Raw genomic sequence first — 26,855 nt, 5'->3', positions numbered from 1 at the left:
GTTCCGGCAAGACAATGAATACAATTCCGTTTATCATTTATCAATCATTTGAATTATTCCTGGATCGCAAGTATGTCAGAATTTGATGTAGAAATTGACTCATCAGGTCTCAATTGCCCACTCCCCGTATTAAAAGCGCGCAAGGCGCTGGCCGATATGGCTGCAGGGCAGAAACTGCACCTCATTGCCACTGACCGGGGCGCCAATAAGGACATTCCGGCATTCTGCAAAATGACCGGTAACCCGTTGGTCGACAGTTCCGAAGCCGATGGCAAATTGCACTTCATCATCGAAAAGGGGGACGCCAATGGCTAAAAAAATGGCCATCATTGCCAGCAAAGGCACACTGGACGGCGCTTATCCGCCTTTTCTGCTCGCCTCGACTGCAGCGGCTCTGGGTTTTGAAGCCAAGATTTTCTTCACTTTCTATGGCCTGCAACTGCTTAACAAAGAGTTGAACCTCAAAGTGTCGCCGCTGGGCAACCCCGCCATGCCGATGCCGGTCACTGTGCCCAGTATTATTCAGGTTCTGCCCGGTCTGGAATGGTTTGCCACCTGGATGATGAAACGCAAGCTGAAGAAGAAAGGTGTCGCCAGCGTTGAAGAGTTAAGAGAGATCTGCATCGAATCCGGTGTTGAGCTTATCGCCTGTCAAATGACAGTCGATTTATTCGATTTCAAACACGAAAACTTTGTGGATGGTATCAGCAGCGGTGGTGCAGCCACTTTTCTGGAATTTGCTTCAGAAGCCGATATCACACTCTATATTTAGCGTGGCGTCCCCGGCAGGAGTCGAACCTGCGACCTTCCCCTTAGGAGGGGGACGCTCTATCCTGCTGAGCTACGGGGACAATGGCTGGGCATTATAACAGGGCTTCAGTCGATCGACGATGCCGCTGGGGGAATTTGACTCGGCAGCCGCCGATAAAGAAAAGGGGAGCTTGTGCTCCCCTTCTTGATTGATGGCGATAGTTATTCCCAACCGGATGCCTGAGAAGCGTGTTTATCTTCTTTTGGCGCGTCAGCAATCATGACTTCAGTGGTCAGCATCAAACCCGCAATCGAGCAGGCATTTTGCAATGCACTGCGCGTGACTTTTGCAGGATCAATAATACCCATCTTCAGCATATCACCATACTCGCCGGTCTGGGCGTTATAGCCATAAGTACCAGCCTCTGTACGGACTTTCTCAATCACCACGCTGGCTTCACCACCCGCATTGGTGACAATCTGACGGAAAGGCTCTTCCATTGCTCGCAATGCAATCCGGGCACCGGCTTGCTGATCTTCATTGGCGAGATTCAGATCTTTCGACTTGACCAGATCGGCAACACGCACCAGACTCAGGCCACCTCCTGGAACAATCCCTTCTTCTACCGCGGCACGCGTAGCATGGAAGGCATCATCAACCAGGTCTTTTTTCTCCTTCATTTCGACTTCGGTGGCGGCACCCACTCGGATTACGGCAACACCGCCTGCGAGTTTGGCGAGACGTTCCTGCAGCTTTTCCTTGTCGTAGTCAGAGCTTGAGTTTTCAATCTCTTTTTTGAGCTGAGCAATCCGGACTTTAATTGCCTTGTCATCGCCTGCACCATCGACAATAGTGGTCGCATCCTTACCGACCACTACCCGTTTTGCACTACCCAAGTGCTCAACAGTCACTGATTCCAGCGACAGGCCGACCTCTTCACTGATCACTGTGGCACCGGTCAGCACCGCAATATCTTGCAACATAGCTTTGCGGCGGTCACCAAAGCCCGGAGCTTTAACAGCGGCGACTTTGAGTATACCGCGCAGTTGGTTGACGACCAGGGTCGACAGTGCCTCGCCTTCAACATCCTCTGCGATCAGCATCAAAGGACGGCTTTCTTTGGCAATAGCTTCCAGGGTAGGCAGCAGGTCCCGGATTGAGCTGATTTTCTTGTCAAATAACAGGACATAGGGGTTATCCAGCTCTGCCAGCATTTTTTCCTGATTGTTGACGAAATAGGGTGACAGGTAACCTCGGTCGAACTGCATGCCTTCGACGACTTCCAGTTCATTTTCGAAGGATTTGCCCTCTTCCACGGTCACGACACCGTCCTTACCCACTTTTTCCATCGCTTCGGCCAGAATGTCACCGATGTCGGTATTCCAGTTAGCCGAAACAGTGGCCACCTGACGGATGGCATTATTATCGTCACAAGGCTTGGCCAGCTTATGCAGTTCTTCTGTGGCCGCTTTGACAACTGCATCAATGCCCCGCTTGAGATCCATCGGGTTCATCCCGGCAGCGATCGATTTATTTCCCTCTCTGATCACAGCCTGAGCCAGAACTGTAGCGGTTGTGGTACCGTCACCGGCCACGTCTGCCGTTTTCGATGAAACTTCTTTCACCATCTGGGCGCCCATGTTCTGGAATTTATCGGCCAGTTCGATTTCCTTAGCGACTGAAACACCATCTTTGGTCACTCTTGGTGCACCAAAGCTTTTACTTAAAACCACATTTCTTCCCTTGGGTCCAAGGGTCGCTTTCACAGCATTCGCTAAAATGTTGACACCTTCAATCATGCGTTCACGTGCATCACTTGAAAATCTCACATCTTTGGCACTCATGCGGCTTTCTCCTCTGCAATGTCATGTTCAACGATGGCAAGAATGTCGGACTCTTTCATCACCAGCAACGTCTCACCATCTACTTTTACTTCAGAACCGGCATACTGGCCGAACAGGACACGGTCACCTACTTTGACTGTCATTTCCCGCCGCACACCGGCATCGGTCATAGCACCTTCACCAACAGCGACGACTTCACCTTGAGTCGGTTTTTCGCTGGCTTTATCTGGAATGATGATGCCACTTTTTGTGGTGGTTTCCGCCTCCAGGCGGCGAACAACCAAACGATCATATAGAGGTTTTAAATTCATCAAAGTCCTCCTAAAATCACACTTAACTCCATCTACAAGTTCAGGGCTAAACCACTGAACAAGCAAGCATTTGGGGAATAAAATTTTGTTTTCAAGAGTCTGATATAAAAATTTTTAATGTGGGAGATGAGCATGCGGAAAACCACAAAAATGATCTCTACAAAAAATCTTAACGAATGGTTCAAAGACAGGATTTTAGAAGAAACCCATAGCAGTTCCCCAGCATTTTCAGAAGAAACGATAAGCTATGTAGTTAATCTTCTTGTCTTTTACTCCAGAAGCCAGCATTTTTTCGAAGAAACTCAGAATGGTCTGAGCCTCCCTACCCTGGCTTTTTTATACCGGGAGGCATACGAGGCAAAAACGCCCTCAAAAAAACTCATAAGTCTCCGTCGCCTGGGTGACGCATCTCTTTTTATTGGCGCTTTGTTTCCTGAAAAACTGAAGCAGGTGGGTATAAAGAGAGACTATTACATTGGAATGGGTGGTGGAGCATATAGCACTCTCGCTGAACAAAATTATGGCAACTCGGATGTATTCAATGAACTATCGGTTCGATTCCCACGGTTATTACAGATCATCGGCGCTGTCTGCCACAAAGAAGTTCAGTTCGATGCAGAAGAGATATTTGCGTTGTATAGACGCTGGCAAGTCTCGGGGGATGAAACCCTCAAAAGGCAACTTTATTCAGTTGGGATCAATACCCTGCAGACGGGGAGAATTCAATAATCAGTCTGGCACTTTACCCTGCTGGGATACAAGGACAATGGCCGCGCATTATAAAGGGCTGTTTTCGACAGACGAATTCATCTCTGTCCGCTTGGAAGCTGACCGGCTGCCGAAGACAAACAAGCGCACCAAGAAAAGACATGTCCAGCAGGGATAGGAGGCTAGCGGGCATCGCCCAGAAGCGTGGATGATATGTACAAAAGGGCCTGTATCGAAAGCCCCAACAAAAAAAGCCCCGCTCAGGAGGCTTTGTTGAAGGTGTGGTCCGTTTATCTGTTACCGTTTGTTGCTGTACATGGTAACTTCAAAACCAGAACGCATGTCGTTGTAAGCTGGTGCAGTCCACATCATTCTGTCATCTTTATTTGTTGTACGTTTCTCATGATACTCAGCTCAGGTGAGGTGCAATACAGATAAGGACTTTTCTCAATTAGCCTCAACTATTCATTTAGAAATGAGGCGAGTTCGTCTACCTGAGATTGGGTTTTGTTAATTAACTGGCCAATTTCAATTGCAGCTTCATTGGATTTTTTTGCAAGGTTGCGAACTTCGTCAGCGACCACGGCAAAACCTCTTCCGGCCTCCCCCGCTCTGGCCGCCTCAATAGCGGCATTAAGCGCTAACAAATTCGTTTGCTCTGCCACAGCGTTGATTGTATCCACCGTAGTCTGAATGTTATTGAGGACATTTGACATCGACAGATGTGTCTCAGTGACCAGTTGGTTTCTGGAGGAGATGTTACTGCCAAAAACGACGTATTTAGAAATATTACCGTTCAAATCTGTGATGCCAGAGACGATACAGTCCAGAACGACTTCTCCTGTTTGGCATTGAAGCTTCATCACAACCGCTGTCGGCTCACCTTTCTCAATCAACTTTACACCAGATTCATCCAGATGATCTTTCAAATTACCGACGATGGTTTCCATCTGTTTATCATCTGTGATGTTTAACTGTTGCTGCGTAAACTGGTTGGCTGAAATTAGCTTTCCGATTCTATTAAACTCCATCACAGCAGAGTGGCGGCTAATGGCATCTTTCTGATTTATCTGCTCTAAAACCAATCGCTTGATTTCACGAACATCAGAGCTTACTCCCACAAAACCGCTATGATGACCGGACTCGTCGAAGATTGGATTGACTGACAATACAATCCAATAGGGAACACCATTTTTGTCAAAATTCAGAATCTCTTCATAAAAGGGCTCACGCGCTTTGAGCTTCTGTGAAATTCGTTTGGTTGTCTCTTTATCCGTTTGCTCACGCTGTAATAATGCGCCCGGCTTTTTGCCCTTTACCTCAGCCAGCGTATAGCCCGTTAACTTCTCGAACCCCGGATTTACATATTCTACAAAACCGTTCCTGTCTGTTATCAGAACACTTGTGCTTGTATTGCTCACTACTTTGGACAACATTTCAAACTGCTTATGGTCAGCATTTTGCTCCTGCCGGTGTAGCGCAAACACGGACAGCTGACCTTCCTCTGATTCGATTGCAGAAAAAGCAACTTTGAAATCGACGTCATCGCCAAACGAGCAAAATGGCGATTCTTGACTTGAGCTAGCTTCATACAAAAGATTGAATAGCTTTTGATGGTCGTGCTTCAACTGATTATCATCAGCTATGACTGAATCCAGATCAGCTGAGACCAGTCTTCGTTGGCTGTCAAAAACTGCGTAGGCATCCGTTGTTGCAGATAATGATTGTTGCCAGGTTGCTTTACTTACCCTTCTTTCTGACTCAGGTTCTACGAGGTCTTCAAACACATACAGCAAACATGATTTCAGGCTCTCAGCTGAGAGAGAGATAAACCGCCGGCGTAACGATAGAGCACTGTTATTGTTTATGCTGATAAGCTCATCGTCACTATTAATCAAAGTTCTGAGCGCGCTATCAATGTCAGGTTTCTCGAGTCGGTCCAATAGCGCATTAAATGCCTGGTTTACAGCTAAAACGCTGTGTTTACTGTCCAAAACCAGCGCTGGCCATAGATGTGTATCGACCAGTTGTTGTGAATAAACTTTTCTTTTGGCGTTGGATCTTAACAGCATGTAACCTCCGATTTGACAGCTCAGCACCCATTTTGATTGCGCACAACAATCTTTTGAATCATACACACTTTTGGCGTAGCGTGTTATGCAATTTGGCTGACTCGCTCGTATAAATTCAGTGGAGAGCTGGAGTTGAATTTTGCTATGACTAACAACCGGAAGACGGCCGACATTCCACCTAAAAAGATCAAAAACTTCACAGGTTCTCTAGTTCGGTATTGCATTGGGGAACTCAGGCAGGAGCGAATATCAGTCCAATAAACTGAGCTTCAGCACTTTATCAAATCAGCCATTTCATCGACTATAAACAGAAGCTGAAACCCGCGCTTTTTACGCGCTTTTGCTCGAAACATCACTGAATTATGACTAAGGTCATTCATTAGAATGACAAGGAACTGTCTGTTCATAAGAGGAACTGTTAAGGTCTTAGGTTAATAATACGTACATATCAAATTGGCTTATCAGACAAGTCCGTTTTTGAACCCTCAATTTCTCTTATTAACAAACCGCTAAGGTCAGGCCATGACAGATACGCGAAAACACTCATCCACAGTAGTAGACGGGACCGGCAAAGCCCCAGCCAGAGCGATGTTACGTGCGGTTGGCTTCAATGATGCCGATTTTCACAAACCTCAAATTGGCATCGCCTCGACCTGGAGCATGGTTACACCCTGCAATATGCATATCAATCAACTGGCTGATTTTGCCTGCGAGGGTGCTGACCAGGCAGGTGGCAAAGGGGTTATTTTCAATACCATCACTATCTCTGATGGTATTTCAAATGGCACCATCGGCATGAAATATTCACTGGTTTCTCGTGAAGTGATTGCCGACTCGATCGAGGCTGTCGCCGGTTGCCAGGGATTCGATGGACTGGTGGCCATTGGTGGCTGCGATAAAAACATGCCGGGCTGTCTTATCGGCCTTGCCCGCCTGAACCGCCCCGCCGTATTTGTCTATGGCGGCACAATTCAGCCCGGCGCAAATCATACGGATATTGTTTCTGTGTTCGAGGCTGTGGGAAAACACGCTCGAGGCGATATGACGGCGGCGGAATTAGAACAGATTGAAAAAACGGCGATTCCCGGCGCAGGTTCCTGTGGTGGCATGTACACCGCCAATACCATGGCTTCAGCGATTGAAGCGTTGGGTATGAGTCTGCCTGACAGTTCTGCCCAGGAAGCCGTCTCTCCTTCCAAAGCAGAGGATTGCCGCCGTGCAGGCGCTGCCGTTATCTCATTGCTGGAACAAGACATCAAACCTTCCGACATCATGACCCGGCAGGCCTTTGAAAATGCCATTACCACCTTAATCGCACTGGGCGGCTCGACCAATGCCGTTTTACATCTGTTAGGAATGGCCCATGCGGTGGATGTCGAACTCACATTGGATGATTTTGCACGCATCGGTCGACAGGTTCCGGTACTGGCTGACTTGCGCCCCAGCGGCAAATATATGATGTCGGAACTCATTGCCATCGGTGGCATTCAACCCCTGATGAAAAGCCTGTTGGATCGGGGACTGTTACATGGTGATTGTCTGACGGTGACCGGCAAAACCCTGGCTGAGAATCTTGCCGATGTCCCCCCCTATCCTGCCGATCAAAACATTATTCATTCCTTTGATCAGCCCATTAAAAAAGACAGTCATTTGGTCATTCTCAAAGGCAATTTAGCGCCTGAAGGCGCTGTCGCCAAAATTACCGGTAAGGAAGGGTTACGCTTTACCGGTAAAGCCCGGGTATTCCACTCTGAAGAAGAGGCCCTGCAGGACATTTTGAATGGCACCGTTGTTAAAGGGGATGTCATTGTTATCCGTTATGAAGGTCCTAAAGGCGGGCCTGGAATGCGGGAAATGCTCAGTCCAACTTCTGCCGTTATCGGCAAAGGCCTTGGTAACGATGTTGCCTTGATTACTGACGGCCGTTTCTCGGGTGGCAGCCATGGCTTTGTGGTTGGTCACATTTCCCCTGAAGCCTTTGATGGCGGTCCTATCGCACTGGTTGAAAATGGTGATGAAATCACAATTGATGCGGAAAGCGCCGAAATACACCTACACCTGAGTGATACCGAAATTCAACAAAGACGCAAGGCATGGCAACCTGTTCCACCACGCTACACCCGCGGACTTCTGGCGAAATATGCCAAGACGGTTTCCTCCGCATCTGAAGGCGCTGTCACCGATAAAAACCTATGAACCGGCCATCCGGGGAGCAAAGCCTATTGCTGGCTGCAAGGGTATTTCCAACAATAAAGCCCTCTATTGAGAAAAACTAAATAACCTTGCTGTTGCTTGCACCTGACGCGATGATTCTGCTGATGAGAATCACCATCACCGGGCAACCTGTTCTCGTCGAGCACATGAGGTTAAGGACTAAAAGAGCGAGGCAGCGCATGCAGACGTCAGTGTTCAAATAGTGTGCATCTGATAATCTGTCAGTAAATGGAAGGCAATGCCTGCTGCGTAGGGCGCGTAAAGCTGATTCCAGTTCGCTCACGCGATGCATACCAGCCATTCTCCTGCGACCAGGAAGAGCATCATGACTATCGAAATCGCTCTCGTTTTTCTGATCATTGCCTGTGGGCTTTATCTTTTTGCCTCTCAGAAACTACCCGTCGATGTCACTGCACTCATCATTCTCACCACGGTGATGGCAATCCCGCAGTTATTCCATTCACAATGGTTGCTGGATCGCGGGGTTGATCTTAAATCGGCGTTTCCGACGGTCTCCGAGAGTTTGTCCGGTTTTTCCAGCACGGCGACCATCACCGTCTTGTGTATGTTTATCTTGTCTGGCGGTATCCAGCGCTCGGGCATGGTCAATCTGCTCGCCAAGAAACTGATCCCACTGGTGGGCAACTCCGAAACCCGGCAAATTATTATCGTCGGAGTGATGATCGGTCTGGTGTCCGGTTTCATCAACAATACCGCCGCCGTAGCTATCGCCATTCCACTGATGCTGGACCTGTCCAGGAGAAGCAATTTCACGGCTTCACGGGTGCTTATTCCACTCAGTTTCTTCGGCATGATGGGAGGCACTCTAACGCTGGTCGGCACTTCCACCAATATCCTGACATCTTCGATATTAGCCGATGCGCCAGCTTTCGGCCGCCCGCTGATGATGTTCGAGTTCACTCATATCGGCATCCTGATCCTGCTGAGCGGACTTATCTACTTCCTGACCATCGGACGCTGGCTGTTACCGAAAAAGGATGCCAATCCCTTGACTGATGAAAAACAGGAAAAGTTTGTCACCGAACTGACCGTTATCCATCGCAGTAGTCTTATTGGCAAGACACTGGAACAAGCCAGGTTCGAGTCACACAGTGGCGTTAAAGTCATGAAACTGATACGTGGCGGCAGAACATGGACAAATAAGGCTACCGAGGTAGAGATCAAGGCTGAGGATATTCTGATTGTCTGCAGCACAGTGCGCCAGATCATGGAGTTGATCAAAGAAAACTGGGTGGATGTTCTGTCAAATTTTGCCGGGATCCGCAAGGCTCGTGCCGATACAAAAGTGGTGCCGGTATTGCTGCGCAACCGCCGGCTGTTTGATGGACGTCGGGCCGGTGATGTGAATTTCTGGCGTCGTTACAATGCCCGCTTGATCGGCATCGATACCAAGAAAGTCCGTTCCCGTCGGCTGGCCGATGAGCCCCTGAATGTCGGCGAAGTGGTGCTGCTCGATATTTCCAAAACCTCGCTGACCCGACTCCACCGCAGTTTTGATGTCGTCGTACTTGACGAGTATGAGGACTATTTTGACCCCAAGCGCATGTTTATCGCCGGCGGCATCATGGCTGCGGTTATTTTCGTCGCAGCCGCGACTCCACTGCCCATCGTACTGACTGCCATTGCCGGCGTGATTGCCATGGTCGTCACCCGTTGCATGCCCTATCAGGAAATGTATCAGGACGTATCCTGGAACGTGATTCTTCTGCTCGCAGGCGTGATTCCGTTGGGTATCGCGATGTCTAAGTCAGGTGCTGCTGACTGGGTCGGCTCGCTGATTGCCCAGCATGCACTGGATTGGCACCCTATTTTTGTTCTGATGTTCTTATATGCTGTCACCACGGTCCTGACCGAGATGATTAGTAACAATGCCGCCGCAGTGATTCTCGTGCCGATTGCACTGTCGCTTTCAGAGCATGTTGCGCTGGCGCCACTGGCACTGGTTCTGACTGTTATGTTTGCCGCCTCCACCAGCTTCCTGACGCCGATAGGCTATCAGACCAATACCATGATTTATGGAACAGGCGCACTTAAGTTCACCGATTTCGGCCGCGTGGGTGCCCCCTTGAATCTGATTCTGATGATGGTCACCAGCTGTGCGATTTACTGGACAATCTGACCCGGTATTCCTGGCCCACTGACCATTGATCCGGCCACGCTCAGAGAGCGCCATGAAAAGCGCCGCTAATGCTTAAGTCAACATAAGAGCCCGAACATTTCTTTATTTACAAACTGTGTTCAGGTGTGCTGATATTAGAACTGCGTCACAAAAAAGGTGTAGTGTGAGAGCAGAACTCCCCTTGTTCGACCAGGCAGCCATTGAAGCACTTCTGGAAATCACCAGCGATGGTATCTGGTTCTGGCACGCTGACAGTGGTTATGTCTATCGCAGCCCCGGCTGGTACAAAATGCTGGGCCACAATCCTCACTCACTCGAAAACAGCGTCTTCACCTGGGAAAACGTCATTCACAGCGATGACTACCAGCGTGTCATGACCCACTTTGAGCAATACATAAACGGTATATCGGACAAATACGACATCGAATACCGATGCATGACCAGCTCCGGAAAACCGCTGTGGATTAGAGATACCGGCCTTATAGTTAATCGTGCGGATGATGGCACAGTGCTGCGGATGATTGGCGCCCATCAAGATATTGATGCCTTCAAACGCCTTGAAAAGCTTAACAGCTATGAAAAACAGAGCCTGCAAAATATCATCGATTCCCGGACCCATGAGTTAAAAAGACTTAACAAGGTTTTATCAGAAAAGGCCGCCGAAGCAGAACTCAATGCAACGACGGATTACCTGACGTCCCTCTCGAACCGATTCAATTTTGAACAAAAACTGGAAAGTGAAATTGCCCGGGCTCAGCGCTTTAAAGAGCCCCTGTCCCTGATTGTGATGGACCTGGATAAATTTAAACAGATCAACGACCGACACGGTCATCCCACCGGTGACAAGGTGCTGGTTGGCGTCGGTAAAGTATTACGTAGTAATCTGCGGCAGATCGATGTGGCATCAAGATGGGGGGGTGATGAGTTTGCTCTACTCCTGCCCAACACTTCGCTGGATCAGGCTTTTGCGGTGGCAGAAAAACTCAGGGCAGCTGTGACATCAGAATTATCGCCGCTCAGGCTTGATATTAGTGCCAGCTTTGGTGTGGTTGAGCTGATCAAAAACGAATCGCAGGTCGACTTCACCAGAAGAGCTGACAAAATGCACTTTATGCATCAAAAAACACTGGCAGAAATAAAGTTTCTGCAGGCAATTAATTTCCTTCATTTTGCTGTTGGCAGCCAATTTCACATAAATTTTCACCCTGCTCACCGAAGCTAGCCTCAATTGCATTGGTGGTCATAAAATGAAAATGAGCGATAACATCAGGGCAGCAAAAGCCGAGGTAGATGATCTCAAGCTGGCTATGAGCCACCTGGCTGCTATGGTGATTGCGTTGCAGCAACTGGCCCAGGCGTCTGACCTGGCTGACACCACTGATGCGCGCAGCAGGTCAATCAGCAAGCCAGTAAGCTGAATGCGGGATGCGGGATGCGGGATGCGGGATGCGGGATGCGGGATGCGGGATGCAGAGCGTACCGGTCTCAGGTTTCAGCGGGTGTAGTTCAATGGCAGAACCTCAGCCTTCCAAGCTGATGATGTGGGTTCGATTCCCATCACCCGCTCCACTCTAATGTTTATCAGTTGCCCCGTGAGCACCGATACCGGTTTGTGAGCGAATAAACTGGTGTTCGAACAAGGCTCTTTCTTTGCTTCCCCGCTCACTTTTGTCCGTGACGGAAAACAGCCAAATCAGGGCAAATGCGGTCACTACCGAAAACAGCGCAGGATATTTATAGGGGAACACCGCCTCAGCGTTACCCAGAATATCAACCCAGACAATCGGTCCCAGAATCACCAGCACAATCGCCGTTGCCAAGCCGGCAAATCCCCCCACCAGCGCACCGCGGGTGGTGAGTTTAGCCCAGTACATCGACAGAATCAGAATCGGGAAATTGGCGCTGGCGGCGATGGCAAAAGCCAGCCCGACCATAAAGGCCACATTCTGTTTCTCAAACAAAATACCCAACACAATCGCCACAATGCCAAGCACAATGGTGGCGATGCGGGAAACACGGATTTCCTTATCGCTTGAAGCCTCGCCTTTCTTGATCACACTGGCATAGAGATCATGAGAAATGGCAGAAGCACCGGCCAGTGTCAGGCCCGAGACCACAGCCAGAATGGTGGCAAAAGCCACCGCTGAAATAAAGCCCAGGAAAATATCCCCGCCTACTGCCTGCGACAGGTGGATCGCTGCCATGTTATTGCCCCCGATCAGGCGTCCATCGGCATTGAGAAAATCGGGGTTGGTTGAAATCAGCACAATCGCGCCAAAACCAATAATAAAAGTCAGCATGTAGAAATAGCCGATAAAGCCGGTGGCAAAAAAAACCGACCGGCGAGCCTGCTTGGCATCAGCCACCGTAAAAAAGCGCATCAGGATATGCGGTAAACCGGCCGTGCCAAAGATTAAGGCCACGCCCAGGGAAATTGCCGAGACCGGATCGGAAACCAGCCCGCCCGGCGCCATAATGGCTTCCCCTTTATCATGGACCGCGATGGCCTGACGGAACAGTTGTTCCAAATCGAAATTCACATGACTCAGCACCATCAGGGCGATAAACGTAGCCCCGGACAGTAGCAGCACAGCTTTGATAATCTGTACCCAGGTCGTGGCTATCATGCCGCCGAAAGTCACGTAGAGCATCATCAGCACGCCGACGATCACCACGGCAAACTCATAAGGCAATCCAAACAGGATTTGAATCAACTTACCAGCACCGACCATCTGGGCAATCAGATACAAGGCCACTACAGCCAGGGCGCCAAAGGCCGACAGGGTACGGATGGGAAGTTGTGCCAGCCGGTAGGAAGCAACATCGGCAAAGGTATAACGACCGAGATTGCGCAGCCGTTCGGCAATCAGAAACAGAATCAACGGCCAGCCAATCAGAAAGCCTATCGAATAAATCAGTCCATCATAACCGGATAAAAACACCAGCCCGGAAATCCCCAGAAACGACGCGGCCGACATGTAGTCGCCGGCAATCGCCAGCCCGTTTTGCAAACCGGTAATGCCGCCGCCGGCCGCATAATAATCTGCCGTCGAGCGGGTTCGCTTGGCCGCCCAGTAGGTAATCATCAACGTGGCAGCAACAAACAGCAGAAACATCATGACTGCCGGCAGATTCAGTGGCTGTTTCTGAACGTCAGCAGTAATTGCCTCAGCGCCTGCAACAGATGTCAGTCCCAGCAGCAAACAGAATAATAATGACTGCCGGGCCCTCATTGCTCCGTCTCGCTGATGATCTGCTGATTAATGCGGTCAAAATCAGTATTGGCTTTATGCACATAAATGCCTGTCAGCACAAAGGCGACAATAATCACCAGCAAGCCCAGCGGGATACCGAGGGTGATAACACTGCCGGAGACGATGGGCTCGGCCAGCCAATGCGGCGTGAAAGCGATCAACAGAATAAAAACGAAATACATCAGCAGAATCACTGCGGCCAGTCCCCAGGCCCAGCGTGCACGTCTGGCGACGAGCTGATGAAATTTAGGGTTTTGCTTCACCTTGTCATAGCGGTCTGCACTCATGGTTTTCTCTCTGTTTGTGCCGTGAGCGGCGTTATTATTCTAATTTGCTGTTTGGCCCGATTATGCTGACTTTGACCGGCCCTGACAAACCTCAGGGCTTGTTGCTTTTCCATCGCCGCCCCTGTTGTGACTGAAAAAGGGCCAACCCGCAGTGCTGGGACTATTTTTGCGCCCGGCAGTGTTGTCAATCGCTCAGGTAGATCAACTGCAGCGCGCACTTTCTGCCTTACCGGACACAAAAATAGCTTCAGCATTGGGGGTGATGAGAGATAAACAAGCCCTTAGCCAAGTTTGAGTTGAGCTCAATCTGCAAAAGATTCAAAATATTGTGCTTAACTGTTAGAACATAAGCGGTCTCCGCACAAAGCCAAAAGACCGTGTTGATCAGATTTATCTTCACTTACAGCTGATTTTCGCCACCAACACTGGATAACATAATGACCGGGCAACCCCCAGCCAAACCGGACAAAAAGACCATACCCGCAGTGATGAACAGCAAACTGCTGCTGAATGCCCTGAGTCACGTGTTCAAAGGCGGACTTCGCTTCCGGAAAGGTCATATCCCACCGCATTCGCACAAGGTGGCTGCTGATTTCTCCGGCGTCGGGGTGGCCGCATCCAGCGATCCGGCGGTGGATGATTATCTGTTGGAAAAACTGGCTGAGCTTGGCGTCAGAAATGTCCGCATTGACTTCAGCTACGGCGATGAGAATAGTGATACCGCAAGACTACTGGAAAAGCTGCTGGCCACCGATTTGAAGGTATTACTGCATCTGGTTCAGCCATTTGAAGCCGCCCGCGCGATGAAAGAAGAAGCCACTCAACAACAGTGGCGGCAGTTTGTCGAGAACGTCTGCGATCTCTACGGTCACCGTGTCCATACCATCGAAGTCGGCTCGACCATCAACCGCCGCCGCTGGGCGGGTTACGACACCAGAGGTTTTTTTACGGCCTGGCAGATTGCCTTCGACGAAATCAAAAGGCGTAACATCAAAATGGCCGGCCCCAATATCTCCGATTTTGAGCCGTTCTATACTTTCTCGGTGCTGGAAAGGCTGCGCAAAGCCGGTACCCTTCCTGATTTCCATACCAATAATCTGTTCTGTGAGCGCGTCACCGAACCGGAACGTTTTGATCATCGCATTCTGGGTTTTCAATGGGCCACCCTGCTTAAAGTGAATCTGGTTAAAAAGGCCCGACTGCTGCGTCGGATTGGCGCCCGCGAAGGGGTCGATAAACTGGTTTCTCCTGCCGCCTTCTGGACTTTACCGAGGATTGAACGTCTGCTGGAAAACAGTGAAGAGAAGATGGCCGATTACCTGAGTCGCTACATGGTGTTACTGGCCGCCTCGGGGGCCATGCGCCGCACCTTCTGGGGACCGATGGTGTGCTGGCGGGAGGGTCTGATTGATGATGGCAGTGGCCGCTATCCGGAACTGGAACGGATTACGCACTACCAGAGCATTATTGGTGACTTGCCAGACTTCCGGGTACGGCCGGCTTTTTATGCCATGAAACAATTCAATGCCATGCTGCCGGGCACGGTTTACGAAGGCCCGCTGAAAACCGCTGAGAATCTGGAAGTCCACGTATTTCGCGCCGAAAACAAGCGCATTCACGTCGCATGGACTATCAACGGCAAGGCCTGTGAACTGGAAGCACTGTATCAGGCGACAGATCTGGCCAAAGCCGAGATTCAAAACCGTGATGGTGAACAGTTCGATGAAATGCCGCGCTTTATTAATGAGTCTCCGCTCTATCTCAGCTGGCCTCTGTCAGCCAATATTCAGCCCAAGCCCTTGCGCGCTCCCTATCCGCTGGAGTCAATCTACGCTCACCGAAAAACCGGCCATTATTACCCTTATCACCAGCATAACTGGCGTGGCATCGTGATTGCAGACAGCGAAGCCGATGCGAATAAACTCGTTGAACTCCTGCATCCGGATAATCTGCCGGAAGCAAGCCCGGAAACGACATTACGCAAAGCGCGCAATATTATCTGGACCGTACCCGGACCGGATGGAAAAACCGTCGTCGCCAAAAAGCCACTTAAAGTCGCTCCGCACAAACGCATACTTGATTATTTTAAACCGAGCAAAGCCCGTCGCAGCTGGATAGCTGCGGCAGAATTGTCACGTCGCGGTATTCCGACTGCACAGCCGCTGGCTTACTTTGAAAAAGACAATGACAAATCGATGCTGCAGAATCTGTTTGTCTGCGAGAAAGTTGATCATGATTATTCAGCCCGCGAAATGTTGATTGCTTTTCGCGATGGTGCCACTGAGTTTGACGGTATTGAGGCGCAGGAGGCTTATCGTCAGCTGGCGCAGTTTCTTTTGCGCATGCATGAGCATGGTGTGTTTTTCCGGGATCTGGCTGGCGGCAATATTCTGATTAAAAAACAACCGGACCAGACACTGGCATTCACCCTGATTGATATCAATCGCGCCCGTTTCCATAACCGCAGCACCCCGCTGAAACAGCGCATTTCCGATCTGACCCGGATTTGTCACAAATTGCACTGGGCCGGCCGCGACTACCTGGTGGGGCACTATCTGCAAAGCATGCTCAAATCCCAGTCTTTCAGCTGGCGTTACCGTTTGCCTTTTTACCTGTATGACTTCAAGGTCAATTTCAAGCGGCGTTATGGCCGAAAAGCCATCAAGCGTGTCTTGCAGAAACTGAGAAAACAGGGTTAAAGGCGATGCAATCCGTTGCGCTTTAGTGATGATTGCGTTTTGCAGTAATTTGAAGCCGCGATCTGTCTGATCATTTTGCAGCTTTGTTGCATAATCTACTTATGCGTTTTTCTGGAGACATCATCATGCGTCATCACCCACTCAGGCTGATCATTCTGATTGCCGTTTTACTGCCCCTGATTTATGCCTGTGCTTCACGTTCACAAAGCAGCTACTATGCAACCGAAGTGGGTGAAGCCATGGCAACGGAAGATGTCCGCATTATCTCTTCACGTCTGGTTAAAATTGAGGGGCTGGATGAGTCCGGCCGTCCCGGCTGGGGTACTGCTGTCGGTGCCACAGTAGCAGGTGCCACCGCTTACGGCATTACTGAAAGCGATAATCCTGCCGGTATTGCCATCACGATTATTGCTCTGGTGGGTGGCGCCATCGCCGGTCAGTTCATTGAAGAAAAAGCCAAGTCGTCACTCGGTGTCGAGTATATCCTGCGCAAGGAAAACGGCGATAAAATCGCTGTTGTGCAGGCTATCGAGGATGAGAGTGAACGTCTGCCCTCCGGCAGCTATGCCTCGCTGATTCGAGGCAGCCGTGGCTATGTCAGAGTGATTCCACAGTAACAAGGCACTTTTCTGACTAGCACCTGTCCGAGCGAAGGTGTTGGAGGAAAGCGTGCTATGAAGTCAATTGCCATTGTCGGTGCGGGCATCAGTGGTCTGTCACTCGCACAGCAGATTCAGTCTCAATTTACTTATCAACTGTTCGAAAAGTCCGCAGCCCCGGGTGGCCGGATGGCAAGCCGGAGGGTCGCCAATCAGCGCTTTGATCATGGCGCTCAGTTTTTTACCGCCCGCTCGCCACAGTTCAAGCAGTTCATTGCAGGTTTGAGAGACGAGGGCAGTGTGGCTGACTGGCAGGCTCATTTTGTGGAAATGGATGGCAATGTCATTCACGCCAGCCGTCAATGGGATGATGAATATCCGCATTATGTCGGTGTGCCGGATATGGCGGAGATTGGTCGTGCAATGGCAAGGCAACAGCCTGTACGTTTCAACACAGACATCGTTGAACTCAAGCGAGAACAGAACCGCTGGTCTTTGCGAGACCGTGAAGGACAAAGTCATGGTCCTTTCGACTGGGTCGCCCTGACCCTGCCTGCACCTCAGACACTGGCTTTATTGCCAGAAACATTTTCAGGTTACAAGGCTATTGCCGATACCAAAATGAAGGCCTGTTATGCACTGATGCTGAGCCTGAAAGCCGATCCCGGTTTGCCCTTTCAGGCGGCACTGGTGAAAAACACCGGCATCAGCTGGGTTTCCGTCAACAGCAGTAAACCCGGCCGGCACGGCCATAGCCTGCTGATCCATGCCAGTAACGACTGGGCTGAAAAGCACCTGGATGAGAATATTGATTGGGTCGAAAAACATATGGTCGATACCGTCGTCGCTGTCACCGGCCTGGATCCTCAGCTCATTGATGCCGCGGAAGTGAAACGCTGGGTTTATGCCAATCTACCCAAGCAGACATCGCCGCCATTTTATCTCGATCCGGCATTACAAATCGCCGCCTGCGGCGACTGGTGCATCAAAGGCCGGGTTGAAGCCGCCTTTAACAGTGGTTACAAACTCGGGCAAAAGCTCAACAGTTTATGACTCAAACCGTTCAAAAAATTATCAGTGAGCACAGCTTTATTATGCCCGGCTTTGCCACAATGGAGGAAAACACGCTGCTGACCACGATTGAGCAAATCGAGGCACAGGCACCATTCAGACAGATGTCGACACCGCGCGGTTTTAAAATGGCAGCACAAATGACCAACTGCGGTGACTGGGGCTGGGTCACCGACCGGCGTGGTTATCGCTACCAGCAAACTGATCCTGAAACCGGCAGGGCCTGGCCTGAACTGCCCGATTCTTTCAAACAGCTGGCGCAAAAGGCGGCAAGCCTCTGTGGCTTTGACGGATTTGAGCCTGATGTCTGTCTGATAAACCGTTATCAGCCGGGTGCCGGGATGGGTTTACATCAGGACAAGGATGAAAAAGATTTTTCGGCGCCTATCGTGTCTGTTTCGCTGGGGGTTCCGGCCATCTTTCTGTTTGGCGGCCACGAGCGTCGGGACAAACCCGAACATTACCTATTGCAGCATGGTGATGTTGTGGTCTGGGGCAATCATGATCGACTTCGGTTTCATGGTATTCAGCCGGTCAAACTCGCCCATCACCCGCTTACCGGCCAATATCGCTATAACCTGACTTTTCGCCGGGCTTTTTGATGCTGGACGAAATGTCGCTCACTGGTGATAATGGCAAGATAACCCTGTTAAAGATTTGATTTTTAATACGATAAATACCGGCTGCTAGGAGTCACGGATAAGCCGGAAGACAGATGTGGCTTACATTGCAGGATGCACAGTCAGAAACGCCACGGTAATGAGGTACGTTATCTTGACTGGCAACGACACAGAACAGCTCAGTAATCAGCCGTATATGAGTGCCAGGAGGCAAAGCATTCTGAAGAAGAAAAAAAAGGTGCTGATCATTGATGATCAAACCACCGGCCGGACGATTCTGCAGAAAATTATTCAGCAAATCGATGATAACCTCGACGTCACCGCCTTCGGCAGCCCCACAGCAGCGCTGGACTGGGTCGAAGATCACGATCCCGATCTCATTATTACCGACTACCGCATGCCTGAGATCAACGGTGTGGAATTTATCCGTGCTATCCGACAAAAGCCGCACTGTGAAAATGTGCCCATTATGATGATCACGGTGGTCAGTGAAAAAGAAGTCCGTTACGAAGCGCTCGAAGCCGGTGCTACCGCTTTTCTGACACGGCCGATTGATCAGATTGAATGCCGAACCAGTTGCCGCAACCTGCTTAAAATGCATGAACAGCATCTGATCATTCAGGACCGCGCCGACTGGCTGGCGAGACAGGTCGAGGTCGCGACCGAACAGATCATCCAGCGTGAAAAAGAGACTATTCTGAGACTGGCCCGCGCCGGTGAGTACCGTGATGAAGGGACCGGCAATCATGTCATACGTATGGCCAAGTATTCGCGGCAGATAGCCGAAGCGCTGGGCAAGTTCAGCAAAGAAGAATGTGATGATCTTGAATATGCCGCGCCGATGCACGATATTGGTAAAATCGGCATACCCGACGGCATCCTGCTCAAGCCGGGCAAACTGAATGAATACGAGTGGGATATTATGATGACCCACACCACAATCGGCCACGCCATTCTGTCTGACAGCCAGTCGCGTTATATGCAGATTGGCGCCATCATCGCGCTGAACCACCACGAACGTTTCGACGGTAAAGGCTATCCCAATGGCCTCAAAGGCGAGGAAATACCATTAATCGCCCGTGTCGTTGCCGTCGCCGATGTATTTGATGCCCTGGTTTCTGCCAGACCCTATAAGCAAGCTTGGGGGAGCGATGAAGCAGTTGCTTACATTCAGCAACAGGCCGGCACGCATCTGGATCCGGAATGTGTGGATGCCTTTGTATCCCGATTAGATGAAATTCATCGTATCCAGTCAGAATACAGCGACGAGTAAGCAGTTGATATGAATGGACTCATCAGCCTGAAGTCGTGTTTGAAACAACTAGCACAACGGCTCGCCCAGTTTTCCGATCCAGAAAAAGAACAGGCCATAAAGCTGAGGCTGACTATAGGTATCGGTCTGATAGCTTATTTCTGTTTGCCCTGGTCTGAGGGTGAGAGCTTCGCTGAAGCGATTGTCACTCTGCCCAGTGTGATGACACTGGTGTACTACTCCGGTGCTTTGATGATCGCCGTTGCCATTGTAATAAGACCGCGGCCATCTCCAGTTCGGCGGGTATTTGGTATTGCTCTGGATCTGATTTCTTTATCGGTGGTGATGTTTTTCGCCGGCTCGGAAAGCGTTTTTCTGTTTGTGCTCTACCTCTGGGTCATACTGGGTAATGGCTTCCGTTATGGCACTGCTTATCTCTATATTTCACAGGCCATCGGTACTGTTGGTTTTGCCCTATCCATCACTTGGGGAGAATACTGGCAGGACATTCAGCACCAACCTATCGGGCTCAGTCTGCTGATATTAATCATTTTGATCCCGTTCTATACTGGTTTTCTTATTAAAAAACTCCACAGTGCGATTGATTCAGCCAAACTGGCCAACCAGGCAAAGAGTCGCTTCCTTGCCAATATGTCTCATGAGTTACGAACACCACTCAATGGTGTTATTGGCATTGCGGATCTGATGGGGGAAACCGATCTCAACAGTGAGCAACGTGAGTTTGTGAAAATAATGCGTAATTCCGCTAACACACTTCTGGGGCTCATCGAAAATGTGCTTGATATCTCCAAAATCGAGGCGGGAAAGGTTGAGAGTATTGTCAGTCAATTTGACTTGCATGAACTAACGACCACCATTATCCGAATGCAGACGCCGATGGCCGAAACTAAGGATATTCATCTATTCTGCAATTTAGATCCAGACATTGCTTTTGATCTGGATGGAGATCCGCAACATCTCAAACAGGTTCTTATCAACTTGATTGGCAATGCCATTAAGTTTACTCGACAGGGGTTTGTCAGATTATCGCTAAAGGCTGTCGACAGTGAAGCCGATAAACAGACTGTCAGGTTTGAAGTCACTGATACTGGTATAGGGATTCCAGCAGAAGAACTGGACACCATTTTTGATGACTTTACCCAGGTCCATGCTGCCAGTGGCGCAGCTGCAGGGACGGGACTGGGCACCACTATCTCAAAAGAACTTGTTGAGTTAATGGGTGGCAAAATTGGGGTTAGCAGTCAACTTGGTATCGGTACCACTTTCTGGTTTGAACTACCATTCAAGGTAAACAAAGATAAAACAATGTCGCTTGAAAACTACAGCATTTTGATACTCAGCAATGAATCCCAACAACGTGAACTCAACACTATCATGCAGACTTGGGGGATAAGCGCTGACTGGGCAGATAACTCTGCAAAAGCCATGGCGACATTAATACAAAAAGCAGAGTCAGGTCAGCCCTATTCAACATTGATTGTCGATAGTGACGTGATGCTGGAGATTGAGCCGGCCAAATTCGCAAGGTTGATCAAATCAGATGCTTTACTGAGTGATCTGTCTCTGATTCTGATTAACAGCAACAGCCGGCTGATTAGTGATGATATCAGTAACCACTTTATCTCCGTCATACAGGGCAAACCGGCAAAAACGCCCCTCTTCAACGCACTTCATGCCGCGCATTCCTCCATTAACCATAATGAAAATGTGGTCAGACTGGCTGATTTTTATGCCTCCCAGGGTATGGCGAGACCTCTCCGTGTCCTCATTTGTGAAGATAATAAAGTCAATCAGCATGTACTGAGAGGCGTATTACACCATGCAGGTCATAAAACCATGCTGGCAGAAACCGGCGATGCAGCGCTGGATATGCTCAGCGAAAGAGCACGGGATATCGATATGGTCATTCTCGATATGAACATGCCGGGTATGTCTGGACTGGACGTCCTCAAAGCTTTCCGTTTCATCGATACCTCGGCCTCTATTCCCGTTATCATGCTGACAGCAGATGCCACACCGGAAGCGAGGCAAAACTGCGAGCAAGCCGGTGCCAATGCTTTTCTGACCAAACCGATCAACTCTCGTGCCTTGCTCGAAAAAGTCGCGCATTTATCAGCGGGATTAGCCTTGGACGATGCAGTTTCCAAGGAAAAAGCCGCAACTGAAAAATCAGCAGAGAGTTTGATTGATGAGTCAACAATCAAGCAATTAATAGGTTTGGGTGACCGTCAATTCCTTCATACCCTGGTAGAGAGTTTCAAGCATGACGCGCTGAAACATATCAGTCTCATCCAAAGCTACTGCCATGATGATTACCTTGGGTACAGAGAGAGTCTCCACGCACTTAAAGGCTCAGCCACAGAAATGAGCGCTTCCAGGCTGGCTTCATTATGTGCTTCTGCAGAACAAGTCAAACCTGATCAACTCGGCCATGCAGATGTGCTCAGTATCGTCGACGAAATCGAAAAAGTCTTCACCGACACTATCATGCAACTCGAACAAAGATTCCAGTCCGAATTGCATGGTAGCGGGCGTATTTAACTAAGCTTGCTTTCTCGCCTGCTTAGCCGATTGTCTACTGACGAGTCTGGACATCATTTTGATATCCTTACTGGTCAGTTCCAAGGCGGCGTCAGCCCAAACACCAGCGATAGCTGATAACTCCTCATAACTGACTGGGTTACAGATATCTTTGACACGTGACATTGCCTTGTATGTATTGGGCGATTTCTGTGCTTTGCTGATATAGCGATACAATGCCAGTTCCCCCTCGCCTTTTTCGGCAAGAATATCAACCGCACCCATTTCGTACATTTCTTCAGCAGTATAGAGCTTGCCACTCAGAATCATTTCTTCAGCTTGACGGCTTCCCACTTTCCGCGATAAAAGCGAATAGGCTCCCATGCCAGGAAACAGGTTGAACAAGACTTCGGGCAGACCCATTTTTACACCACGTTCAGCAATGATGATATTGCTTGACAGGGAAGCTTCAAAACCACCACCCAGCGCATCCCCCTGGATTAAGGAAACAGTAGTTAGGTCAGAACCGAAATGGAACATATTGTCATAGAGAATATCGACACAATGCATGGCATAAGAGAACAGCGCCTGCCGGTTTCTCTGCTCAATCAATTGCATGAATAGATCAAGGTCTCCACCGAGGTTGAAAACACCGTCCACCTTTGAGCCCACGACCAGATAGTCATACTTCTGATTATTAGTACCCGCCATTTCCTTTTTTACGGACGACAGATAATCAGTGAGTTCATTTAACAATGTGGGTGTAAAGCAGGGCCTCGGCGAGCCTTTCATATAGAACCAGCCGATTTTGTATTTTGGATCATAAAAGGTACTGAGCTGCTCGTATTCCCGTGACTCAGAAACCTGTATATCAGTAACATTTTCTTTCAATTGGGCTATGGCATTCATTTCGTTCTCCTTGAACTGCTGGTAATGACCTTGAAGCCAGCTGAAGACTGCATTCTCGGTGCTACAACAGGTTCTAAGCAGAAACTGTGCCCACTCCGACCTACGCCAGTGTAAAAGGATAGCCGGACCGCAAGATAATTATTAAATATCAACAGGTTAAAGGTTTGACGTAGTGTTCCAGGTATAGCAGGAATAAAGCGATAAAAGCGTGATAAAACCGAGATGTCAGAAAATTGACTTTGGTTCAGCCCTGTCGGAGTGCCTGCAGATGACTGAGTACCGCGCGGCTGTTGCCCTTGATGTTATAACCGCCCTCCAGCAGAGAAACAATCCGGCCATCACAGTACCTATCGGCCTCAGCCATCACCCAGCGGGTTAACTGATAGAAACCGTCATCAGTGATCTCAAAACAGCCCAGGAGATCATCCTGCCTGCTGTCAAAACCAGCCGAAATCAATATCAGCTCGGGCTTGAAATTTTCCATTGCCGGACGTAAATGCTGTTCGAAAGCTGCCAGCAGGGTTTTATCATCGCAGCCGCAGTCGAGATGCACATTAATGTTAAGGCCCTCTCCCGGGCCGTCTCCCTTGCGGGACGGGCTGCCGGTACCGGGATAGGCAAACTGGTCATGCGTGGAGAAAAACAACACTGAAGGATCACGATAGAATGCCCACTCGGTGCCGTTTCCGTGGTGATAGTCCCAGTCGATAATCAGCACTTTACCCACCTCATAGTGCTGTTGTGCATAACGGGCAGCCACAGCAATGTGGTTGAAATAGCAAAAGCCCTCTTCCTGTCCTGTATTGGTCGCATGATGGCCCGGAGGCCTCGACGCACAAAAAGCATTCCTGACTGTGCCCTGCATCACCGCATCAATGGCGGCAAGGCAGCCTGCCGTTGCCAGCAAGGCATTATTGAAAGTCGTCTGATTCCGACGTAGTGCAGTAATATGTTTGTCGCTGTGAACTGTCGATAACCAGGGTTCAACTGAAGACAGCGCCAGTGGGCTCAGCCTGGTCAGTAATGAAGACCAGGGTGCTTCAGCAAGTGCCTGTTGGATTGCACGGTAACGGGCCGGGGATTCGGGATGCGCAACCGAGATATGGTGCTTCAGGTAACCCTCATCGAGCACGATACCCACTGAATTTAGCTTTGTCGCTTGCACTGGCCGCAGGAAAGGCATCAAACATGTCAAGCCGATAAACTGTCGTCTATTCATAGGCTGACTCCAGCAATTTTACCCCTGCTGCTTGCTCTTCATTTCGAATTTGTCATTGGCATCACTGAGGATCGAATCAATCGGCTGTGGTTTGCCGAGATGATATCCCTGACCATAATCAACACCAATGGATTGCAGTTTCTGCCACACAGCTTCATTTTCAACAAACTCGGCAATCGTCTCCAATCCCATGACATGGCCAATATCATTAATTGACTTAACCATTTCAAAATCCAATGGATCATCAATCATATCTTTCACAAACATTCCGTCAATTTTGATGCTGTGAACAGGAAGCTGTTTCAGGTAACCAAAGGAAGAAAGGCCACTACCAAAGTCATCGAGCGAAAACTCACAACCCAGCTCAGCCATGCTACGGATTAAGTGAGTGGCTTCACGAAGGTTACTGATTGCTGCTGTTTCAGTAATTTCAAACTTGATTTTTGAGGCAGGAAAACTCACTTTTTTTAGTTTACTGGAGATGAAGTCAAGCATTTCATCATTTCCGAGAGAGGCGCCGGAGAGGTTGATAGCCAGTTGTTTCAACTTCGGCAATGCACCCCTGTGTTTATCTAACCAGGACAATGTCTTATCCACTACCCAGCGATCAACCTTATCTGACAAGTTATAGCGTTCAGCTGAAGGTAAGAATGCACTGGGTGGGGCGAGATCTCCCTGCTCGCTTCGCAACCTTAACAAAACCTCATAGCTATCTGCATCCCCCTTCTGGGTAGAGACAATAGGTTGAACAAATAACTCAAAACGGTCTTCTGAAAGTGCCTGTTTAATTTCATTTACCCAGTGGAGTTCGCCTTGTTGCCTGACCAAGTGCGTATCTTCATCGTGGTAGAGATAAACACGATTTCTGCCAAGATTTTTAGCTGCATAGCAGGCTGTATCGGCTTGTTTCAGTACTTCCGTCATATCCATCGTTCGCTGCTGGATACTGGTAACACCAATACTGGCACCGATAGTAAACACCCGTGCCTCCCACACAAACTGAAACTGTTCAATACGCTCTCTGACCTCATTCGCGATTTTTTCGGCTTGTTTGAGGTCGCAAAAAGCCATGAGTATGGCAAACTCATCGCCGCCGAGACGAGCCAGTGTGTCACTTTTCCTGACGGTACCCATCAACAGATGTCCCAGTTGTCTTAACAGCTCATCACCGGCAACATGACCACAGGTATCGTTAATGACTTTGAACTGGTCCAGATCGACAAAGCACATCGCATGCGTCGATTTATTTCTCTGGGCTTCCCCTACCAGCTCTGTCAATCTGCGTTCAAATTCACTTCTGTTTATCAGGCCGGTGAGATTGTCATGTGTGGCTTGGTAGGAGAGCTCATTTGCCAGCATTCGTGCTTCGGTAATATCTTCTTGAATGGCAACAAAATGAGTGACTTCACCGTGATCATCCTGGATCGGAGCGACGTACTCTTTAATCCAGTACAGTTCACCGTTTTTGCGTCTGTTCTGTAACTCTCCACTCCATTCTCTGCCCGCCCGGATGGATGACCACATATCATCGTAAAAATGGCTACTGGTTTTATCAGAACGGTATATCTGTGGCGTTTTTCCAATCACTTCTTCCGCTGCATAGCCAGTAATTTGTTCACATCGTGGATTCACATATTGAATTGTGCCACTGGCATCGGTAATCATAATGCCATTAGGGCTGGCCTCCACAGCACTGGATAAAGTCAGCATATGTGCCTGACTTTGTTTCAGCTGCTGATTAACGATAGTGAGCTCTCTGGTACGTTCAGCAATCAAACTTTCACGCTCTTCCACTTCACTGTTAAGTTCGTTGACCAATGCATCGTTTTTATATTTGAGCTTGAGTTCACTGACGATATTTTTAAAAGAGCGCCGTGCCAAAGACAATAACATTGCATAGTAGCTGGAGAGTGCAATTATCAGAAAATAGGATAATGCCTGCGCATCAGGCTCGGTGTAGCCCTTATGTAAGGTAACAACCATCAAAGCCATGACCTGAGGCAGAGTGTAAGCCAGGTAGGCGGGAAACCAGGCAGAGAGCACCGGCACGCCAGCGGTGGTGACCCCACAAATCAATACATAAAACAGTGTATTGATTTGAATATCGTCTATCAGGAAATAAAAGACACTGGTTCCTCCCCATGTAATACCCATCAGCAAAGTGAGGCACACATGCCGTTTAATCCAGGTTGTGGGAGAGGCTGTTTCAGAGCGCTTTAAATGGTAGTACCACAACGCTATTCTAAGCAGAGCCACGCTACATATCGTAAAAGACCATACTTTAAGAATAGCGGCGCTGACGTGATCCAGGAAAAGCCAATACAGCGCTATGGCAGTAAAGATGATAGCGATATTGGCAAATAA

The 26,855-nt window shown here is 49.3% G+C and carries 22 protein-coding genes and 2 tRNA genes; 14 read left to right on the top strand and 10 right to left on the bottom strand.

The window, feature by feature from the left end; genetic code table 11:
- The first annotated feature begins 72 nt into the window (after positions 1–72).
- Positions 73–315, top strand: coding sequence for a sulfurtransferase TusA family protein (locus FH755_RS06005; RefSeq protein WP_292439606.1), 243 nt, complete (start codon positions 73–75; stop codon positions 313–315).
- Complete coding sequence (locus FH755_RS06000) at positions 308–772, top strand: DsrE/DsrF/DrsH-like family protein (protein WP_292439604.1); 465 nt, start codon at positions 308–310, stop codon at positions 770–772. Before FH755_RS06005 ends, FH755_RS06000 begins: the two co-directional genes overlap by 8 nt.
- Before the next feature lie 2 nt (positions 773–774).
- Here the strand turns inward: FH755_RS06000 and FH755_RS05995 are convergent.
- The 3 genes from FH755_RS05995 to groES all read right to left on the bottom strand — a co-directional run bounded on the left by FH755_RS05995 (position 775) and on the right by groES (position 2,906).
- A tRNA-Arg gene (locus FH755_RS05995) sits at positions 775–851 on the bottom strand.
- Between the two features lie 121 nt (positions 852–972).
- Positions 973–2,595 (bottom strand): chaperonin GroEL, encoded by a 1,623-nt coding sequence (gene groL / locus FH755_RS05990; RefSeq protein ID WP_292439603.1) that lies wholly within the window; start codon positions 2,593–2,595, stop codon positions 973–975.
- Positions 2,592–2,906, bottom strand: a complete 315-nt coding sequence (gene groES, locus FH755_RS05985) for a co-chaperone GroES (protein WP_366658713.1) — start codon at positions 2,904–2,906, stop codon at positions 2,592–2,594. The genes groL and groES overlap by 4 nt, the downstream gene beginning before the upstream one ends.
- Positions 2,907–3,038: 132 nt before the next feature.
- Between groES and FH755_RS05980 the strand changes: the two genes are divergently transcribed.
- Positions 3,039–3,635 (top strand): hypothetical protein, encoded by a 597-nt coding sequence (locus tag FH755_RS05980; protein WP_292439599.1) that lies wholly within the window; start codon positions 3,039–3,041, stop codon positions 3,633–3,635.
- Positions 3,636–3,911: 276 nt separating this feature from the next.
- On the opposite strand, the gene pqqA is transcribed toward FH755_RS05980, so the two are convergent.
- Both pqqA and FH755_RS05975 read right to left on the bottom strand, forming a co-directional pair.
- Entirely contained in the window at positions 3,912–3,983 is a 72-nt protein-coding gene (pqqA, locus tag FH755_RS13955; protein ID WP_366658715.1) for a pyrroloquinoline quinone precursor peptide PqqA, read from the bottom strand.
- Between the two features lie 92 nt (positions 3,984–4,075).
- Positions 4,076–5,686 (bottom strand): methyl-accepting chemotaxis protein, encoded by a 1,611-nt coding sequence (locus FH755_RS05975; RefSeq protein WP_292439598.1) that lies wholly within the window; start codon positions 5,684–5,686, stop codon positions 4,076–4,078.
- Positions 5,687–6,208: 522 nt separating this feature from the next.
- Between FH755_RS05975 and ilvD the strand changes: the two genes are divergently transcribed.
- The 5 genes from ilvD (at position 6,209) to FH755_RS05950 (ending at position 11,609) form a co-directional block, all read left to right on the top strand.
- A complete protein-coding gene (ilvD, locus tag FH755_RS05970) occupies positions 6,209–7,882 on the top strand; it encodes a dihydroxy-acid dehydratase (RefSeq protein WP_292439596.1) in 1,674 nt (557 codons plus the stop codon).
- 343 nt (positions 7,883–8,225) lie between these two features.
- A complete protein-coding gene (locus FH755_RS05965) occupies positions 8,226–10,040 on the top strand; it encodes an SLC13 family permease (protein WP_292439594.1) in 1,815 nt (604 codons plus the stop codon).
- A gap of 163 nt (positions 10,041–10,203) precedes the next feature.
- Entirely contained in the window at positions 10,204–11,262 is a 1,059-nt protein-coding gene (locus tag FH755_RS05960; protein ID WP_292439592.1) for a sensor domain-containing diguanylate cyclase, read from the top strand.
- A gap of 25 nt (positions 11,263–11,287) precedes the next feature.
- Complete coding sequence (locus FH755_RS05955; protein ID WP_292439591.1) at positions 11,288–11,458, top strand: hypothetical protein; 171 nt, start codon at positions 11,288–11,290, stop codon at positions 11,456–11,458.
- Between the two features lie 77 nt (positions 11,459–11,535).
- Positions 11,536–11,609: transfer RNA gene (locus FH755_RS05950), tRNA-Gly, on the top strand.
- A gap of 2 nt (positions 11,610–11,611) precedes the next feature.
- On the opposite strand, the gene FH755_RS05945 is transcribed toward FH755_RS05950, so the two are convergent.
- Both FH755_RS05945 and FH755_RS05940 read right to left on the bottom strand, forming a co-directional pair.
- Positions 11,612–13,273 (bottom strand): cation acetate symporter, encoded by a 1,662-nt coding sequence (locus tag FH755_RS05945; RefSeq protein WP_292439589.1) that lies wholly within the window; start codon positions 13,271–13,273, stop codon positions 11,612–11,614.
- Positions 13,270–13,581, bottom strand: coding sequence for a DUF485 domain-containing protein (locus FH755_RS05940; RefSeq protein WP_292439587.1), 312 nt, complete (start codon positions 13,579–13,581; stop codon positions 13,270–13,272). The genes FH755_RS05945 and FH755_RS05940 overlap by 4 nt, the downstream gene beginning before the upstream one ends.
- Before the next feature lie 437 nt (positions 13,582–14,018).
- Between FH755_RS05940 and FH755_RS05935 the strand changes: the two genes are divergently transcribed.
- From FH755_RS05935 to FH755_RS05910, 6 genes are all read left to right on the top strand, one after another.
- A complete protein-coding gene (locus tag FH755_RS05935; RefSeq protein ID WP_292439585.1) occupies positions 14,019–16,280 on the top strand; it encodes a lipopolysaccharide kinase InaA family protein in 2,262 nt (753 codons plus the stop codon).
- 125 nt (positions 16,281–16,405) lie between these two features.
- Positions 16,406–16,897, top strand: coding sequence for a hypothetical protein (locus FH755_RS05930; protein ID WP_292439583.1), 492 nt, complete (start codon positions 16,406–16,408; stop codon positions 16,895–16,897).
- A gap of 57 nt (positions 16,898–16,954) precedes the next feature.
- Positions 16,955–17,932, top strand: a complete 978-nt coding sequence (locus tag FH755_RS05925; RefSeq protein ID WP_292439581.1) for an NAD(P)-binding protein — start codon at positions 16,955–16,957, stop codon at positions 17,930–17,932.
- Positions 17,929–18,552, top strand: coding sequence for a DNA oxidative demethylase AlkB (gene alkB, locus FH755_RS05920; protein WP_292439579.1), 624 nt, complete (start codon positions 17,929–17,931; stop codon positions 18,550–18,552). The genes FH755_RS05925 and alkB overlap by 4 nt, the downstream gene beginning before the upstream one ends.
- A 157-nt stretch (positions 18,553–18,709) precedes the next feature.
- Positions 18,710–19,843: an HD domain-containing phosphohydrolase gene (locus tag FH755_RS05915; RefSeq protein WP_292439578.1), complete on the top strand. Its 1,134-nt coding sequence runs from the start codon at positions 18,710–18,712 to the stop codon at positions 19,841–19,843.
- A gap of 9 nt (positions 19,844–19,852) precedes the next feature.
- Positions 19,853–22,384 (top strand): ATP-binding protein, encoded by a 2,532-nt coding sequence (locus tag FH755_RS05910; protein WP_292439576.1) that lies wholly within the window; start codon positions 19,853–19,855, stop codon positions 22,382–22,384.
- Here FH755_RS05910 and FH755_RS05905 read toward each other — a convergent pair whose 3' ends face one another.
- The 3 genes from FH755_RS05905 to FH755_RS05895 form a co-directional block, all read right to left on the bottom strand.
- A complete protein-coding gene (locus FH755_RS05905) occupies positions 22,385–23,272 on the bottom strand; it encodes a crotonase/enoyl-CoA hydratase family protein (protein ID WP_292439575.1) in 888 nt (295 codons plus the stop codon). It lies immediately after the preceding gene.
- Between the two features lie 244 nt (positions 23,273–23,516).
- Complete coding sequence (locus FH755_RS05900; protein ID WP_292439573.1) at positions 23,517–24,491, bottom strand: histone deacetylase; 975 nt, start codon at positions 24,489–24,491, stop codon at positions 23,517–23,519.
- 18 nt (positions 24,492–24,509) lie between these two features.
- Positions 24,510–26,645 (bottom strand): EAL domain-containing protein, encoded by a 2,136-nt coding sequence (locus tag FH755_RS05895; RefSeq protein WP_292439571.1) that lies wholly within the window; start codon positions 26,643–26,645, stop codon positions 24,510–24,512.
- Between the last annotated feature and the right edge of the window lie 210 nt (positions 26,646–26,855).

It is taken from the genome of Methylophaga sp., from assembly GCF_009711715.1.
Taxonomy (GTDB): Bacteria; Pseudomonadota; Gammaproteobacteria; order Nitrosococcales; family Methylophagaceae; genus Methylophaga.
The sequence above is the reverse complement of the archived record's forward strand: the minus strand, read 5'-3'. Positions and strand labels throughout refer to the sequence as shown.

Coding starts and splice junctions, on each gene's coding strand:
- FH755_RS05965 (WP_292439594.1), top strand. CDS start 8,226: ATGACTATCGAAATCGCTCTCGTTTTTCTGATCATTGCCTGTGGGCTT.
- FH755_RS05980 (WP_292439599.1), top strand. CDS start 3,039: ATGCGGAAAACCACAAAAATGATCTCTACAAAAAATCTTAACGAATGG.
- alkB (WP_292439579.1), top strand. CDS start 17,929: ATGACTCAAACCGTTCAAAAAATTATCAGTGAGCACAGCTTTATTATG.
- FH755_RS05895 (WP_292439571.1), bottom strand. CDS start 26,645: ATGGGTATTACATGGGGAGGAACCAGTGTCTTTTATTTCCTGATAGAC.
- FH755_RS05900 (WP_292439573.1), bottom strand. CDS start 24,491: ATGAATAGACGACAGTTTATCGGCTTGACATGTTTGATGCCTTTCCTG.
- groES (WP_366658713.1), bottom strand. CDS start 2,906: ATGAATTTAAAACCTCTATATGATCGTTTGGTTGTTCGCCGCCTGGAG.
- FH755_RS05955 (WP_292439591.1), top strand. CDS start 11,288: ATGAAAATGAGCGATAACATCAGGGCAGCAAAAGCCGAGGTAGATGAT.
- FH755_RS06005 (WP_292439606.1), top strand. CDS start 73: ATGTCAGAATTTGATGTAGAAATTGACTCATCAGGTCTCAATTGCCCA.
- FH755_RS05905 (WP_292439575.1), bottom strand. CDS start 23,272: ATGAATGCCATAGCCCAATTGAAAGAAAATGTTACTGATATACAGGTT.
- FH755_RS05935 (WP_292439585.1), top strand. CDS start 14,019: ATGACCGGGCAACCCCCAGCCAAACCGGACAAAAAGACCATACCCGCA.
- ilvD (WP_292439596.1), top strand. CDS start 6,209: ATGACAGATACGCGAAAACACTCATCCACAGTAGTAGACGGGACCGGC.
- FH755_RS05925 (WP_292439581.1), top strand. CDS start 16,955: ATGAAGTCAATTGCCATTGTCGGTGCGGGCATCAGTGGTCTGTCACTC.
- FH755_RS05975 (WP_292439598.1), bottom strand. CDS start 5,686: ATGCTGTTAAGATCCAACGCCAAAAGAAAAGTTTATTCACAACAACTG.
- FH755_RS05945 (WP_292439589.1), bottom strand. CDS start 13,273: ATGAGGGCCCGGCAGTCATTATTATTCTGTTTGCTGCTGGGACTGACA.
- FH755_RS06000 (WP_292439604.1), top strand. CDS start 308: ATGGCTAAAAAAATGGCCATCATTGCCAGCAAAGGCACACTGGACGGC.
- FH755_RS05910 (WP_292439576.1), top strand. CDS start 19,853: ATGAATGGACTCATCAGCCTGAAGTCGTGTTTGAAACAACTAGCACAA.
- FH755_RS05915 (WP_292439578.1), top strand. CDS start 18,710: ATGAGGTACGTTATCTTGACTGGCAACGACACAGAACAGCTCAGTAAT.
- FH755_RS05930 (WP_292439583.1), top strand. CDS start 16,406: ATGCGTCATCACCCACTCAGGCTGATCATTCTGATTGCCGTTTTACTG.
- groL (WP_292439603.1), bottom strand. CDS start 2,595: ATGAGTGCCAAAGATGTGAGATTTTCAAGTGATGCACGTGAACGCATG.
- FH755_RS05940 (WP_292439587.1), bottom strand. CDS start 13,581: ATGAGTGCAGACCGCTATGACAAGGTGAAGCAAAACCCTAAATTTCAT.